Source organism: Algoriphagus limi, assembly GCF_024919275.1.
In the GTDB taxonomy this organism is placed as follows: Bacteria; Bacteroidota; Bacteroidia; order Cytophagales; family Cyclobacteriaceae; genus Algoriphagus; species Algoriphagus limi.
The window spans coordinates 37677-52536 of the sequence record NZ_JANWGH010000003.1 but is presented as its reverse complement, the minus strand read 5'-3'; the positions used below and the strand labels follow the sequence as shown (position 1 = coordinate 52536).

At 41.2% G+C, this 14860-nt stretch carries 14 protein-coding genes; 11 read left to right on the top strand and 3 right to left on the bottom strand.

Features of this window, described 5'->3' with window-relative positions; genetic code table 11:
- Positions 1-14: 14 nt before the first annotated feature.
- Entirely contained in the window at positions 15-1259 is a 1245-nt protein-coding gene (gene nusA, locus NY014_RS12450) for a transcription termination factor NusA (RefSeq protein WP_259414917.1), read from the bottom strand.
- Positions 1260-1264: 5 nt separating this feature from the next.
- Positions 1265-1738: a ribosome maturation factor RimP gene (gene rimP, locus NY014_RS12445; protein WP_259414916.1), complete on the bottom strand. Its 474-nt coding sequence runs from the start codon at positions 1736-1738 to the stop codon at positions 1265-1267.
- Positions 1739-2065: 327 nt separating this feature from the next.
- Here rimP and NY014_RS12440 point away from each other — a divergent pair, with 327 nt between their 5' ends.
- From NY014_RS12440 to rodA, 5 genes are read left to right on the top strand one after another with little or no spacing between them, the layout of a single operon-like run.
- Entirely contained in the window at positions 2066-3094 is a 1029-nt protein-coding gene (locus NY014_RS12440) for a rod shape-determining protein (protein ID WP_135076406.1), read from the top strand.
- A gap of 7 nt (positions 3095-3101) precedes the next feature.
- A complete protein-coding gene (gene mreC, locus NY014_RS12435; protein WP_259414915.1) occupies positions 3102-3938 on the top strand; it encodes a rod shape-determining protein MreC in 837 nt (278 codons plus the stop codon).
- On the top strand, positions 3928-4452 hold the full coding sequence (locus NY014_RS12430; protein WP_259414914.1) for a rod shape-determining protein MreD: 525 nt from the start codon (positions 3928-3930) through the stop codon (positions 4450-4452). The genes mreC and NY014_RS12430 overlap by 11 nt, the downstream gene beginning before the upstream one ends.
- Positions 4449-6251, top strand: coding sequence for a penicillin-binding protein 2 (gene mrdA / locus NY014_RS12425; protein WP_259414913.1), 1803 nt, complete (start codon positions 4449-4451; stop codon positions 6249-6251). The genes NY014_RS12430 and mrdA overlap by 4 nt, the downstream gene beginning before the upstream one ends.
- Positions 6252-7526 carry a rod shape-determining protein RodA gene (rodA, locus tag NY014_RS12420; RefSeq protein ID WP_135076418.1) on the top strand — a complete coding sequence of 425 codons (1275 nt, stop codon included), beginning with the start codon at positions 6252-6254 and terminating at the stop codon, positions 7524-7526.
- Here the strand turns inward: rodA and NY014_RS12415 are convergent.
- The gene (locus tag NY014_RS12415; RefSeq protein ID WP_259414912.1) at positions 7523-8623 is read right to left on the bottom strand and encodes a DUF8457 domain-containing protein; all 1101 of its coding nucleotides are present in this window, start codon (positions 8621-8623) and stop codon (positions 7523-7525) included. The genes rodA and NY014_RS12415 overlap by 4 nt on opposite strands.
- Before the next feature lie 31 nt (positions 8624-8654).
- Between NY014_RS12415 and NY014_RS12410 the strand changes: the two genes are divergently transcribed.
- The 6 genes from NY014_RS12410 to NY014_RS12385 all read left to right on the top strand — a co-directional run.
- Positions 8655-8981 (top strand): 2Fe-2S iron-sulfur cluster-binding protein, encoded by a 327-nt coding sequence (locus NY014_RS12410; RefSeq protein WP_135076424.1) that lies wholly within the window; start codon positions 8655-8657, stop codon positions 8979-8981.
- Between the two features lie 3 nt (positions 8982-8984).
- Entirely contained in the window at positions 8985-9572 is a 588-nt protein-coding gene (locus tag NY014_RS12405) for a thymidine kinase (RefSeq protein WP_135076427.1), read from the top strand.
- Positions 9569-10261, top strand: a complete 693-nt coding sequence (recO, locus tag NY014_RS12400; protein ID WP_259414911.1) for a DNA repair protein RecO — start codon at positions 9569-9571, stop codon at positions 10259-10261. Before NY014_RS12405 ends, recO begins: the two co-directional genes overlap by 4 nt.
- 187 nt (positions 10262-10448) lie before the next feature.
- Positions 10449-12185: a transcription termination factor Rho gene (gene rho, locus NY014_RS12395; protein WP_259414910.1), complete on the top strand. Its 1737-nt coding sequence runs from the start codon at positions 10449-10451 to the stop codon at positions 12183-12185.
- A 161-nt stretch (positions 12186-12346) separates the two neighbouring features.
- Positions 12347-13636 carry a hypothetical protein gene (locus tag NY014_RS12390; protein WP_259414909.1) on the top strand — a complete coding sequence of 430 codons (1290 nt, stop codon included), beginning with the start codon at positions 12347-12349 and terminating at the stop codon, positions 13634-13636.
- A gap of 351 nt (positions 13637-13987) precedes the next feature.
- A partial coding sequence (locus NY014_RS12385) for an immunoglobulin domain-containing protein (protein ID WP_259414908.1) occupies positions 13988-14860 on the top strand: 873 nt, incomplete at its 3' end.

Sequence of the window (14860 nt, the reverse complement as noted above, 5' to 3'; positions counted from 1 at the left end):
AGACTTTCAGTCTATTATTGTTCAAATTCTTGACGTAGGATTCGGAAAATTTCCTCAATGGTTTCTTCTTCCAGTTCCGTACGACGTACCAAATCCTCCTTGGTCAAAGCCAATACCGATTTGGCTGTATCCAAACCAGTTTTCTTCAATTCATCGATGATCCAAGCATCGATTTCATCTGCAAATTCAACCAAATCCACGTCTTCTTCTTCATTCTCATTAAGCTCTCTGAAGACATCAATTTCATATCCTACCAATTTGCTGGCCAATTTGATATTATAACCACCTTTTCCGATAGCAAGTGAAACCTGATCTGGCTTCAAGAACACTGAAATTCGCTTGGTTTCCTCATTTACAGAAATGGAAGAAACTTTAGCAGGACTCAAAGCTCTGGATACATACAGCTCCAAGTTTTCTGTGTAATTGATTACATCTATATTTTCATTCTGCAATTCACGAACAATTGCGTGAATTCGTGATCCTTTCATACCCACACAAGCTCCTACCGGATCAATGCGATCATCATAGGATTCAACAGCCACTTTTGCCCGCTCACCTGGCTCACGAACGATTTTTACAATGGTAATCAAACCATCATATACTTCAGGAACCTCGTTTTCGAATAGTCTTTCCAAGAACACAGGTGAAGTTCTAGAAAGGATGATTTTAGGGTTTCCGTTCATCATGTCCACTTTGTGAACAATCGCCTTCACAGTATCCCCTTTTCTAAACCTATCCTTAGGAATCTGCTCTCCTTTTGGTAAGATCAACTCGTTGCCTTCTCCATCAATCAACAACACTTCTCTGCTCAAAATCTGATAAACTTCAGCAGTGACTACTTCTCCTACCAATTCCTCGTATTTGTTAAACAGAATATCTTTTTCCAAATCTTTGATCTTTTGGATCAAAGTCTGACGAGCCATTTGTACTGCTCTTCTGCCAAATTCTTCCAGCTCAATTTTCTCATAAACTTCCTCCCCGATTTCGAAATCAGGTTCGATTTTACGAGCATCAGTAAGGCTGATTTTATCGAAATCCCAAATATCCTCTGAGTTGTCGTCTACAATCTCCCGAATTCGGAAAATCTCCAAATCCCCCTTATCGGCGTTGATGGTTACGTCAAAGTTTTCATCCGTTTCAAATTTTTTCCGGATCATGGCTCTGAACACATCCTCAAGAATACGGATCATCGTAGGGCGATCCACATTTTTAGATCTCGCAAATTCCGCGAAGGATTCGATTAAAACTTTGGCATCCATTTGATTTATTTAAAAGACACTTGTACAACTGATTTTTTTATCTCAACATAGGAAATGGGCGTTTCTACTTCTACTGCCTTTTTCCCCTTCTCTTTAACTTTTACAGAAAGTAGAATACCATTATCATTGGCTTCCACTAGCTTTCCTTTTTGCTCTTTGCCATCTGCCAAAAGAACCTTCAGCTCTCTTCCGACATTCTTACGATATTGACGGACGCTTGAAAGCGGAAAATCCACTCCGGGAGAGGAAACTTCGATCCGATAAGCGGAATCAATCAAATCCAAGGTTTCAATTTCCTCAGAAACCGATCGACTCACTTTAGCACAAGAATCGATTGTCAATCCCTGATCGGCATCGATCAAAATATTCAGATTTAACTGATCCTTTTTGGGGGTCAATTGCAGGTCAACCATGAAATGCTCCTCATCAGGGAGATTCCGCTCGACAAGCTCAATCAATTTTTGCTTTAAATCCTCCATAAGAATCGATAATGAAAGAGGGGACATGTGGTCCCCTCTAGAAACTTCCGAATACGGCACAAAGGTAAAATAATTTTAATCGAAAAACAATTTTCTCTTATCTATGAAAATTGGAGAGAGGAATGATTTTGAAAGATTTAAGGTCATTTTTAGGGATTTATGGAGAAAGCGACTTTTATTCTTCAATTTCATCTAAAAAATATCCCCAATGATTCAATTTTATGGACAGAAGATAATAATTTTGCCGACCTCCGTTTAATAATGCGTAACTTGTTACCGCTGTTAAACTTTCCAATCTGCATTTAATAAAAACACCAAGCATACAACATGGGATTATTTGATTTTTTTTCAAGTGACATCGCCATCGATCTGGGGACAGCCAATACGCTGATTATTCATAAAGATAAAATCGTAGTGGATGAGCCTTCCATCATTGCGATAGACAAGACCAATAACCGAGTTTTGGCTGTCGGAAGGGAAGCGATGAACATGCACGAAAAGACACACGAAAACATCAAGACTATTCGTCCTTTGAAGGATGGCGTGATTGCCGACTTCTACGCGGCTGAGCAGATGATTCGTGGTCTTATCAAAATGATCCCAGGTCAGAAGAAAGGGATGTTCCCGCAATCTCACCGAATGGTGATTTGTATTCCTTCTGGTATTACCGAAGTGGAAAAAAGAGCTGTTCGTGACTCAGCTGAGCATGCTGGTGCCAAAGAGGTATATATGATTTTTGAGCCAATCGCTGCGGCAATTGGAATCGGTATCGACATAGAAAAGCCAATGGGCTCCATGATCGTGGATATCGGAGGTGGAACAACAGAAATCGCTTTGATTGCTTTGTCAGGAATTGTGGCCGACCAATCCATCCGAGTAGCTGGAGACACCTTCACCAAGGATATTTTGGATTACATGCGAAGACAGCACAACCTTCTGATCGGAGAGCGTTCTGCTGAAAAAGTAAAAATCGCAATTGGTTCTGCATTGACTGAATTGGACGAGGCTCCTGAAGATTATGAAATCCGAGGTAGAGACTTGATGACAGGTATTCCAAAGGTCATCAAAGTGTCCTATTCTGAAATTGCTTTTGCTTTGGATAAGTCTGTGTCCAAAATTGAAGAAGCGGTATTGAAGGCTCTTGAAATTGCTCCCCCTGAATTATCAGCGGATATCTATGACAATGGAATTCACCTTACTGGGGGTGGAGCTCTTTTGAAAGGATTGGATAAGCGACTTCATCAAAAAACGAAGTTGCCTATTCACATTGCTGAGGATCCACTTCGCGCAGTAGTTAGAGGAACTGGTACTGCCTTGAAAAACCTACAAAATTTCCGAACAGTATTGATGACTTAAAGCCTGAATGCTACGCATTTTAGAATTCCTTTATAGACTAAGGGCCCTTTTATTATTTGTATTTTTAGAAATCATCGCCATTTGGATGGTGGTCCGAAATAACTCCCCCCAAGGGGCAGCTTTTTTCAACAGTTCGATGGCATTGACAGGGAGCATGCTTAAAACTCAAGCTGATGTTGTAGGCTTTTTCAATCTAGCGGAAGAAAATCAGGACCTAGCTTCTCAAAATGCGGAATTGCTTCAGCAAATCACCTTACTAACTCCTTACGATAGCCTTTCTGAGGAGGGTTTGGATTCAGCTTTTAGAGCCTCCTACACAGTACAGAGTGCGCGGGTGGTAGGACAAACCCTTAGACTCACTCAAAATCACCTTACGATCAACCAAGGTAGTAACCAAGGAGTGAAAGAGGGAATGGGAATATTCAACCAAGAAGGTGTGGTGGGTCGTGTAAAAACCGTTTCAAACAACTATGCTGTTGGAATTTCTCTTTTGAACACTGGCTTGTTAGTTTCTTCAAAAATCAAATCCAGTGATGTCTTTGGCTCCATCAATTGGGATGGGAATGATCCCCAATATGCAAAAATGCTCTACGTGCCCCGACATGTGTTGGCAAGCCAAGGAGACACAGTGGTGACTTCTGGCTTCAATGCCATTTTCCCGGAAGGTATCTTAATCGGGACGATCAGCGAAGTTGCTCCGGGCGAGGATCAAAATTATCTGAATATTACCGTCAAGCTCAGTGCAGATTTCAGCAAGCTAAACCACGTTTACTTGATTGAAAATACCGAATTAAGCGAGTTGGATTCTTTGTACCAAAAAGCCGAAATCAGCGATGAATATTAGGAATCTACTTTCGTATTTGGCTTGGGGAATTATCCTAGTTGCACTTCAGGTTTTCTTATTCAAAAACCTGGCACTTTTTGGAGTGGGTCTTTGTTTTCTCTACATCATCCTAATTCTCCATCTTCCTATCAATACGACACCGATTTCTTTATTGCTGATCAGTTTTGGATTGGGTCTTGTCGTGGATATTTTCTATGATACAGGCGGGATTCATGCTGCTGGAACCACCTTTTTGGCTTTTATCAGACCATTATGGTTGAGAGTAATTAGCCCAACAGGAGGCTATGATGAAGATACCGAACCAACCTTACAGGAAATGGGAACAGGCTGGTATTTGACTTATATTTTACCTATGACTTTTTTCTTTTGCCTCATATTTTTCTTCGTAGATCAATGGGGGACTTTAGGCTTCTTAAATATCCTAAACAAAAGCTTCTTTTCTTCGATTTTGACTGCGCTTTTGGCTATACTTGTACAGGCGTTGTTCTTTAAAAGAAGGAGGGGAATTCTATGAACGACCAAAGGCCGTTTATCATTATCATTGTCATTTTCTTAGTGGGTTTGGTGCTCCTTACCAAGCTCTTCATGATTCAGGTTGTCGATGATAGTTTTTCGAGAAGAGCTGAACGAAATGCTATTCAGCGGGTGGTGGATCATCCTTATCGGGGACTAATCTATGATCGGAACGGAGAATTGTTGGTTTACAACAATCCCATTTTTGATTTGATGGTTGTCCCAAAGGAATTTACAGTCAAAGACACCGCTCGCTTTCTCAGCATTTTTGGAATTGAAAAAGAACAATTAATCACGGCTTACAATGCGGCGAGGAAATATTCCTCGGTCAAGCCATCTCCTTTGATCAAGCAAATTTCTACTACGGATTTTGCCAAAATCCAGGACTTCTTAATCGACTATCCGGGCTTATTCATCACGACTCGATCGGTTCGTTCATATCCGACTCCTATTGCCGCACATGCTTTGGGATATATCGGAGAGATTAATGGCCAACAGTTGGAGCGAGATACCACGGACTATTACGAACAGGGAGATTATGTAGGCCTCAGCGGAATGGAGCGATTTTATGAAGATGAGCTCCGAGGCCAAAAAGGTGTGAAATACAAGATGGTCAACGTACGCGGAGTCGACAAAGGACCTTTTAAAAATGGAGCCTATGACACCGCTTCGGTAGCAGGCACTAATTTGACCTCCACCTTGGATCGGGATCTTCAGCTCTATGGAGAATATTTGATGCAAGGGAAAACAGGATCTGTTGTAGCTATTGAACCAAAAACCGGGGAAATCTTGGCATTTATTTCCGCTCCCTTTTATGATCCCAACGATCTAACTGGAGCAGATTTTGGGAAAAATTACACTATTTTAAATTCCTTGAATAGCAAGCCATTCCTAAATAGACCTATTATGGCTCGCTATCCTCCAGGTTCGACTTTCAAAATTGTCCAAAGTTTGATCGGACTTCAGGAAGGAATTCTTTTTCCAGAAACAACCTATGCCTGCAACAAATCATTAGTTGCTTGTCATAATCACCCTTCACCTGTGAATTTGTTTGGAGCTATTCGAAACTCTTGTAATCCTTATTATCACCAAGCGTTCCGCAGAATGATCAACCGGGAAGTTTCCTCGAATACATTCAAGGACACTGAAATTGGTCTCGATTCTTGGCGGGAAAAAGTGCTGAAATTTGGACTGGGTGGACGACTTGGCGTCGATATGATTGGTGAATATGGAGGCGATGTCCCTTCGAGTAAGCTCTATGATAGAATTTATGGAGAAGGAAGATGGAAATATTCCACCATCTACTCTCTTTCTATTGGGCAGGGGGAGTTATTGGTCACCCCGCTTCAAATGGCAAATTTGGCAGCGATTTTTGCAAACAAAGGCTATTACTATACCCCTCATTTGATCAAAGCAATTGACGGAGATCCAACTCGAATCCCTGCCAAATACCGCACCAAGCATGAAGTGGGTGTGGATGCCAAGCATTTTGACCTAATCCAAGATGCCATGGCTGAAGCACTTTATGGAACAGCAAACCGAGCGATTATTGAGGATTTGGTGATTGCAGGAAAAACCGGGACTGCTCAAAATCCTCATGGAGAAGACCATTCCGTATTTGTGGCTTTTGCACCAAAAGACGATCCAAAAATTGCCATCGCGGTTTATGTGGAGAATGCCGGCTGGGGAGGTAGAGCCGCTGCAAGTACCGCGTCTTTGATGATTGAAAAGTACATCAAAGGGCAGATTACCCGTCCAGCTTTGGAAGAATATGTTTTGGCAGGAAACTTTATCTATTAAATGAGAGAGCCCGATATTCCTATTAACCGAGTAGATTGGCTGGTAGTGGTCATTTATTTTGCCTTGGTGATCATCGGGTGGTTTAATATCTATGCTGCCGTGTATGACAGTCAGGCTCCTCAAAGCATGTTTGACATGTCCATAAATTCCGGTCAGCAGCTTGTCCGGATTGGGATCTCGGTGGTCTTGATCATTTTGATCATGGCGGCAGATCATCGCCTTTTTGAAAATCTAGCCCTTCCCATCTATCTGGTCTTTCTGTTTATTCTTCTATTGACACCTGTCTTTGGAAAAGAAGTCAATGGACAGGTTCTTTCAATTGGATTTGGCTCCTTCCGCATACAGCCCGGAGAATTTGCCAAATTTGCAACCGCCCTAGCACTTGCCAAAGTGATGGAGCGACCGACATTTGACCTTGCCAAAACCAAAAATCAATTAGTAGCATTTGGAGTCCTAATGCTTCCTATAGTCTTGATTTTATTGCAGCCTGACACAGGAACGGCCATGGTTTATTTTTCCTTTTTGATCATGTTCTACCGTGAAGGGCTACCTCAACGATACTACATCCTAGGGTTAGGATTTATTGCCTTGACTCTTTTGGCTTTAGGAATTGAAAATAATCTTTATCTCGTAGGAGCAATCGCTATTCTCGCCTTGATTCTGATATCAATCGGAAAAACTTCCTGGAAGCGAACCATTGCTTTTTCGGCGATTGCTTTGTTGATGATTGGCTACACCTATAGTATTGACTGGGTTGTTTCTAAACTCCCCCCTCATCAACAAAACCGAATCATGGTATTGTTTAATCCAGACATCGATCCCCTGGGAGTAGGTTGGAATGTAACCCAATCCAAAATCGCTATTGGATCGGGAGGTTTCTTTGGGAAAGGATATCTTCAAGGTACTCAGACAAAGTTTGATTTTGTTCCAGAACAGCACACAGACTTTATATTCTGTACGCTGGGAGAGGAATTTGGATGGGCAGGAAGCTTTATCGTGATTGGACTATTTGTGGCCCTGCTTTATCGCCTAGTGGTTATGGCTGAGCGCCAAAAGACCCGATTCTCGAGGATTTATGGATATTCCGTGGTTTCCATCCTATTTTTCCACTTTATGATCAATATTTCCATGACCATTGGACTCTTTCCAGTAGTTGGAATTCCCCTACCCTTCTTCAGTTATGGAGGATCGTCCTTGTGGTCATTTACCATGTTGCTTTTCATTTTTGTAAAAATGGATGCCTCCCGTTCTCAGCAACTAGGTCGAATCAGTTAATCCGAAAAACGTCTGTAAACCACGTGCAAAAACTCCTCTACAGGTTCGGAGCTTTCGTCCCATCCCAATTCCGTCAAATAGCGTACGTTGATCACCTCGACTGCCTCATCGAAAGATTTACAAGCGTCAAGGGTTTTCAAAGCATGGGTCAAAAGATCATCATTGCCTTCGAATAATTCCTTACGGAACATAAAGCGCTGATTGATTGCCAAACTTTCTGACAATTCCCCAATCAAACCTTTCATTCCCTTGTAACTCTCCGCAGCAAAGCGAGATTTGATTTGATTAGGATCTAATTTTCCTGTGAAATTTGATTGAGAAATGGGCTGTGCTTGAGGAGCCTCAGGAGCTGGTGCCACTTCAGGAACCTTCTCTTCCTCTGGTTCAGAAGAAGCAGGCTCGGACTCAATTTGATCAAAGAATGAGTCTTGTTTTTCTTCCTCAACTATCGGCTTTGGTGCTTCTGTCTCTTGTGCATTTTCAATATAAGCATCCAGGTCAAAGGCTTTAATTTCTCCTAAGGTCGCCAACAGTAGATTTACCGATTCCAACTGCTCCTTGATTGCTTGATAATTTGCCGCAATCGCTTTTTTGTAGGCAATTGGATCCTGTCCAAAACCAGCTTTATCAATCAAAAAAGTAATAACCTGAGGATGCCATTTGTAATATCTTTTATTTTCGGCGAGGTACTCATTGATTTTTTGCGAAGGAGCTTTATCTATTTCGGCCTGGTAAAAAGCTACCGGATTTGTTGCCAATTCAATAGATTTTTGAACAGCAAATTCAACCAAGGGCTGAAGATGATTTCGCTCCACTTTGATCCGGCGGGAAAGGACATTCATAAATTGGGTCAAAGCCTCGTGAACTGCCACATCCCGATAATCGAAATAGGGGTTACTCTTTAGCTTTTGTAATTCCTGCTGCCAAAGCTCAAAAAGCCTCCGTATCACAAAAAAATTGACCTGAACGGATGCAGTGAGGCCCACTATATCCTGTCCGGTAATAAATTGGCGATTCTGATAAAAGCGATCGCAGACAATCTCTGCGTAATCTTTGGCGTATTTTTCTAAATAATTGCTGTTAATTTGAGTTGTCATTAGCTGGTGATTTACAAAAGTCAACGAACAAATGTCCCGAATTGTGATAGAAAATCTCTACAATCGTACCATAGATTCGGAGAAATCTTCGGGTAAAGTTATTGAATTAATTCATGAAAATGGCATTGACTGGATGCATGCCTGCGGCAAAAAAGGACGCTGTACAAGTTGCAAAATGATCGTGGTTTCCGGAATGGAAAATCTTAGCCCTCCGAATGAACGGGAGCTTTTTTTCAGAAATCAGGGTAGATTAAAAGATAATGAGCGGTTATGCTGCCAGGCTGAACTTCCAGCAGGTGAATTGCATATTAGAGTAGCAGAAATCAATAAATTTCCTCATTTAGAGTATAGTGACTGAGGTATGTTTGTAGAAAGATCCCCAAGAGGAACAAAAAATACAGAGCGAAAAGGACAGATTGAAGTCATCTGTGGGTCCATGTTTTCCGGAAAAACCGAGGAATTAATTCGCAGATTAAATCGGGCAAAAATCGCCAAGTTGAAGGTCGAGATTTTTAAGCCCAAAATAGACACGCGTTACCACGAAGAAGAAGTGGTATCACACAATGAGACTTCGATTCGATCTACTCCAGTCAATTTTGCAGAAGACATTTTACTATTGACAGGTGATTGTGATGTGGTGGGAATCGACGAGGTTCAGTTTTTCGATGACCGCATCGTTCCGGTGGTCAATCAATTAGCCAATCAAGGAAAGCGCGTAATTTTAGCTGGCTTGGATATGGATTTTGAAGGACAGCCCTTTGACCCCATGCCAAAGTTGATGGCGACTGCTGAATATGTCACCAAGGTACACGCCATATGTATGAAATGCGGAGATTTGGCGGCTTTCTCCCTTCGGCTTTCTGATTCTCGCCAAAAGGTGGTTTTGGGTGAAAAAGAAAGTTACGAAGCCCGATGCCGAAGATGCTTTCTGGAAGATAAGCGACCATGATTCGGAAGACAGAAGGAATCGTCATCAGTTGCATCCGATATCAGGAAAGCAGCGTGATCGTTAAAATCTTCACCCGCGAATTAGGCTTTAAATCCTACATTGTAAACAGCGTTCGAAAAGCCGGAAACAAATCAAAAATCGCCTTGTACCAACCCATGACTATGTTGGACTTGGTGGTCTATGAAAAAGAAGGGGCAGGTCTTCAGCGGATTTCTGAAGCAAAAATCAACCATCCTTACCAGTTGATCCCGTTTGATTTTCGAAAAACAAGCATCGCTCTTTTTGTGGCAGAGGCAATTAGCAAGTCCATTTATGAAAATTATCAAAACGAATGGCTTTTTGATTGGATAAAAAAATCTCTGATTCATTTGGACTTACCGAATATCGAGCTCCGGCATTATCCGCATGCATTTTTAATTCAGTTGGCAAAGTTTTTGGGTTTTGGACCAGAGGAAGTTTCCATTTTCTTAGAAGAAAGCAGAACCTTGCCTTTTTCTCCTGAAGAAATACCCGTAGTATCGACTTATTTGCATGAATTGATGGAAAATTCCTTCGCCTGCAAGGCACGCATACCTCATCTAATCCGAAGAAAGTTACTGGATTATTTATTGGACTTCTTTTCAGAGCAATTGGATCATAATCAACCATGGAAGTCCATTACCGTAATTAGACAGATTATGGAAGAATAAATTTATTTCACTGAAAATAAATATTTGTTAAATCAACGATATAACTGTAATATTGCATCAACACCGTAAATGAACAGGCCAGCCCACTTTGGCTTGAAACTTTCCAGCAGTTCTTTTTTGCTTCGAAAACATTTACGATTCCTAATTAGCATTTTAGCACACATTATTATTTACTTATCATCTCTTTATGTACAACATAGAAGAACTCAGAATCAGATTATTGTCTGAGCTGAAGGAAATCGCAGAGGAGTTGGGCGTCAAAAACTTCAAATCCCTTAAAAAAGACGAACTCGTCTACGCAATTCTCGACCAACAAGCAATCACCCCCGAGAAAGCCCTCCCTAAGAAAAAGCCCGCCCTCGCAGAAATCCAAGAAAAACCAGCTCCAGAACCAGAATCCAAACCTGCCCCAAAAGCAGCTGAAAAACCTCAAGAAGAAGCGGAATACAAGCCGAAATTCAGAAGACAGAACGTGACTGAAAAATCGGAAGATTCAGCTCCTAAAGAAGAAAAAGCCAAACAGAAGGAAGAGCCAAAAGCTGAAAAGCCTAAGCATAAACCCGAGAAAAAAGCTGCAGAAACTGCAGAGGAATCTCCAAAAACTTTCCGACCAAGAAAGCGCGTTTTTGAGGAAGTGAATGTGGAAAAAGCTTCTCAGGAAGACAAACAAAGCACTCCTGAACAGAAAAGCGAACCTGAAGTAGATCTTCCAAAGCGCAAAAACTTCAAATCTCAAGATGAGATCTTGACTCCTACAGCTGAAACCGTTCAAGGTGGAAAGAAAAAAACTTACGTAAGCCCTCGGGAATTTGACGGAGTCATCGAAAATGAAGGGGTATTGGAAATCATGCAAGAAGGATATGGATTCCTTCGTTCTTTAGATTATAACTACCTTGCATCTCCTGATGATATCTACGTATCTCCAAGTCAAATCAAACTTTTTGGCCTGAAAACGGGAGACCATATTAAAGGATCTATCCGTCCTCCTAAAGAAGGAGAAAAATATTTCGCCTTATTGAAGATCGGGACAGTCAATGGAAAAACCACCGACGAAATTCGGGATCGAGTTCCATTTGAATACCTCACCCCATTATTCCCTGAGGAGCGATTGAACTTGTCTACCAAACCGGATGGGTATTCCACTCGAATTTTGGATTTGTTTGCTCCTATCGGAAAGGGACAACGTGGTATGATCGTAGCTCAGCCAAAAACTGGTAAGACAGTTCTTTTGCAACAAATTGCTAATGCCATCACACAAAATCATCCAGAGGTTCATTTGATGATCTTGTTGATCGATGAGCGACCTGAGGAAGTGACAGATATGGCTCGATCTGTACGAGCAGAAGTAATTTCATCTACTTTTGATGAGCAGGCTGAGCGCCATGTGAAGGTTGCTAATATCGTTTTGGAGAAAGCAAAGCGAATGGTAGAAGTAGGTCACGATGTAGTGATTTTGTTGGATTCCATCACCCGATTGGCTAGAGCACACAATACCGTCGTACCAAGCTCCGGAAAAATCCTTTCCGGTGGTGTGGATGCCAATGCCTTGCATAAGCCTAAGCGATTCTTCGGAGCTGCGAGAAATGTAGAAAATGGCGGCTCTTTGACCATTATCGCAACAGCCTTGGTTGAAACTGGTTCTAAAATGGATGAAGTGATCTTCGAGGAATTCAAGGGAACCGGTAACATGGAATTGGCATTGGATCGTAAACTTGCAAACAGAAGAATCTATCCATCTATTGATGTCTTGAGTTCTGGTACTCGTCGAGAAGATCTATTAATGGACAAAGAAGAGATGCAGCGCGTTTGGATCCTTCGCAAATTGATGAGCGATATGACGGCACAAGAGTCCATGGAGTTCCTGCTTCAGCGTATGAAAGGAACCCGGGACAATGCGGAATTCCTGATCAGTATGAACGGGTAATTCATTCAAAAATCAAAGCTATAGACCCTGATTGTCATTACTTTCAGGGTCTTTTTATTTTTATGCAGTACACCCCTAATTTTTTGCAGAAAGTATCAAAAATTTCAAACTTTTGTATGTACTAATCTGCTCCCATCCCAATCACCCCTTTTGCCTAAAAATTGGAACAGAAAATCGATCTGAAAATCTTCATTTCGCTTCTCATTGTGCTATTTCAATTCAGCACAAAATCCTATAGTCAATGCGCTGAATGCGGAAGTCCAAGAACCTATACTTCCTCCATAACCCTTGTAAATGATCGAACCAACCAAGGCTTGGATGAAAGCCGATGGACTGGAACTGGAGATTTTTTAGAGGGACAGATTGCAAAATTCACCGGTGCGAATGTAGCCTATACTTGGGAAGCATCTGATTTTAATCTAGGTGGTATCATTTTGCAAAACGGAGCTGATTTAACTTTGGATCGTCCAAATCAAGGAAATGAGCCTGGATTCACTATTACAAATGGTTGTATAGTGGTTGGGGCAGGTTCCGTATTGGACTTGATTTATATAACTGAGTTAGAAAATGTAACTATCTGCGTGGAGGATGGAGGAGAAATCCGCTTTGATTCCAGAGATGATACAAGAAATATATTCACCTTAGAACAAGTCACGATCAATCTCCAAGGACCGAATTCAAAATTAGAATTGGGTGAAGCAGTATTGAATATCGGAACTGGTGGAGTGGTTGTTACAGGTTGGTCAGGAGATCAATCGGAACTTTGTGAGAATACTAACCCTCCAATTCCCGGAACCTCAGGCAATATTTCCTGGACAGATGAAATACAATTGGGTGAACTCTGCAAAATTCTTTCAGCCCGTATTCTTCCAGTTGAATATGCTTATTTCACTGCCGAATTTAATTCTCAATTAAGAATAGCTGAGTTACAATGGGCAACTACCAAAGAATGGGAAAATCAAGGATTTGAAATAGAGCGATCAATTAATGGGGTTAAGAATTGGGAAAAGATCGGCAATGTAGTCGGTGTGGGTTATTCTGATGGTCCAAAAGAATATGTATTCATAGACCAAAAACTTCCTATTGGAGGTGGAAATATTTTTTATAGATTGAAGCAGATAGATTTTGATGGTACTGCAAATTACACTGAAATACGGGGCATTACTGTTAATCCTTCCCGAGGAGAAAGTGCTTGGGTTTTGTATCCCAACCCATCAAAAAACAATGAAAGTATTCAACTTCAATTACGGGACAAAGACTCTTTGAATGACTCTCCTCTTTTAGTCAGAATCTATAATTCTCAAGGGACTGGAACTGAATTTTTGGTGTACTCCACTATGGAAGTGGAAAAAACAGTTTCGGATTATTTAAGAAATGCAGGAGAAGGATTATTCCTCCTAGATATTTTTTGGAACAATGAAAATCAACAAATACGAATCATTCGAAAATAAGCCTCCAAAATTTTTCTATACCCATCTTATACATATCCAATTTTTTTCTTGATTTTTTGGATATGACAAAATTTTAAATAGATTTGAATCCCTTTATCTGTAATAATTGAAATAAAATTCGTCAAGTAACAAAATAATGTACTTGATCATATATTATTTGAATTTGGAATAATATAAGATTGAGATATATAAAGTATATAATAAGGGGATATATACCTTATAACTTAACTGATTATCAAGCGGAAAGACTAGAAAATTCATTCAATTTATTAGGCTTTCCAAAAGATAAAAGTTAAATTTGAAATGCATTTTTAGCCGACTGAAATGCATTTAAATGCTAAACAACGGCCTATGAGTAGAACTTTACTCAAAGTATCACTTTTTATAGTTCTGATATTTTTCAGCTGGAAGTTCTATGCCCAAACCAAAGAAATCAATATCTCTGATCTCAAACCTTTCATTCAGCTTTTCGAAGCTGAAGAACAAAAGGAGATTGAGCCGATAACAACAATCAAAAAAGAAGTTGATCCTAAAGAGAATTTAAGGATTGAGGAGATTTTTGCTTGTACTATAAATTTGACTTCTGCTGCTGGGACAGATATCCAGACAATATGCGAAGAGCAGAATATCGTAAATATCACTTATGAAGTCTTAGGTTCAGGATCTGTTTCAGTGATAGGCCTCCCTACAGGTGTTACATACTCAATGTCAGGCAATACATTAACCATTAGCGGAGCGCCTGGTCCTGGGACTGCCGGATCATATCCTTTTGAGGTTAATGCATCAGGGGGCAGTTGTGCTGGGACAACAACTGAAACAGGAACCATCACCGTAACCCCGGAAACAGAAATCACCTCACAGCCCGTGGGAGAAACCGTCTGCCAAAACGGATCAGTTACCGACCTGAGCGTCGCCGCAACCGGTACGGGAACCATCTCCTATGAATGGTTCGTCAACTCCTCAAACTCTTACTCCGGAGCAACCTCCGTAGGAACCGGCGCAACACATACTCCCGATATCTCGAACGACGGAACCTTCTACTATTTCGCCACCGCTACCAGTGCAACCTGCGGATCAGTCAACTCCGATATCGTTCAGCTGACCGTAACCCCGGAAACAGAAATCACCTCACAGCCCGTGGGAGAAACCGTCTGCCAAAACGGATCAGTTACCGACCTGAGCGTCGCCGCAACCGGTACGGGAACCATCTCCTATGAATGGTTC

Bases quoted from the DNA above. Each gene is read 5' to 3' on its own strand.
- NY014_RS12430 (WP_259414914.1), top strand. From the start codon at position 3,928: ATGAATATTAGGAATCTACTTTCGTATTTGGCTTGGGGAATTATCCTA.
- NY014_RS12405 (WP_135076427.1), top strand. From the start codon at position 8,985: ATGTTTGTAGAAAGATCCCCAAGAGGAACAAAAAATACAGAGCGAAAA.
- mreC (WP_259414915.1), top strand. From the start codon at position 3,102: ATGCTACGCATTTTAGAATTCCTTTATAGACTAAGGGCCCTTTTATTA.
- rho (WP_259414910.1), top strand. From the start codon at position 10,449: ATGTACAACATAGAAGAACTCAGAATCAGATTATTGTCTGAGCTGAAG.
- NY014_RS12410 (WP_135076424.1), top strand. From the start codon at position 8,655: ATGTCCCGAATTGTGATAGAAAATCTCTACAATCGTACCATAGATTCG.
- recO (WP_259414911.1), top strand. From the start codon at position 9,569: ATGATTCGGAAGACAGAAGGAATCGTCATCAGTTGCATCCGATATCAG.
- rimP (WP_259414916.1), bottom strand. From the start codon at position 1,738: ATGGAGGATTTAAAGCAAAAATTGATTGAGCTTGTCGAGCGGAATCTC.
- mrdA (WP_259414913.1), top strand. From the start codon at position 4,449: ATGAACGACCAAAGGCCGTTTATCATTATCATTGTCATTTTCTTAGTG.
- NY014_RS12415 (WP_259414912.1), bottom strand. From the start codon at position 8,623: ATGACAACTCAAATTAACAGCAATTATTTAGAAAAATACGCCAAAGAT.
- nusA (WP_259414917.1), bottom strand. From the start codon at position 1,259: ATGGATGCCAAAGTTTTAATCGAATCCTTCGCGGAATTTGCGAGATCT.
- NY014_RS12440 (WP_135076406.1), top strand. From the start codon at position 2,066: ATGGGATTATTTGATTTTTTTTCAAGTGACATCGCCATCGATCTGGGG.
- rodA (WP_135076418.1), top strand. From the start codon at position 6,252: ATGAGAGAGCCCGATATTCCTATTAACCGAGTAGATTGGCTGGTAGTG.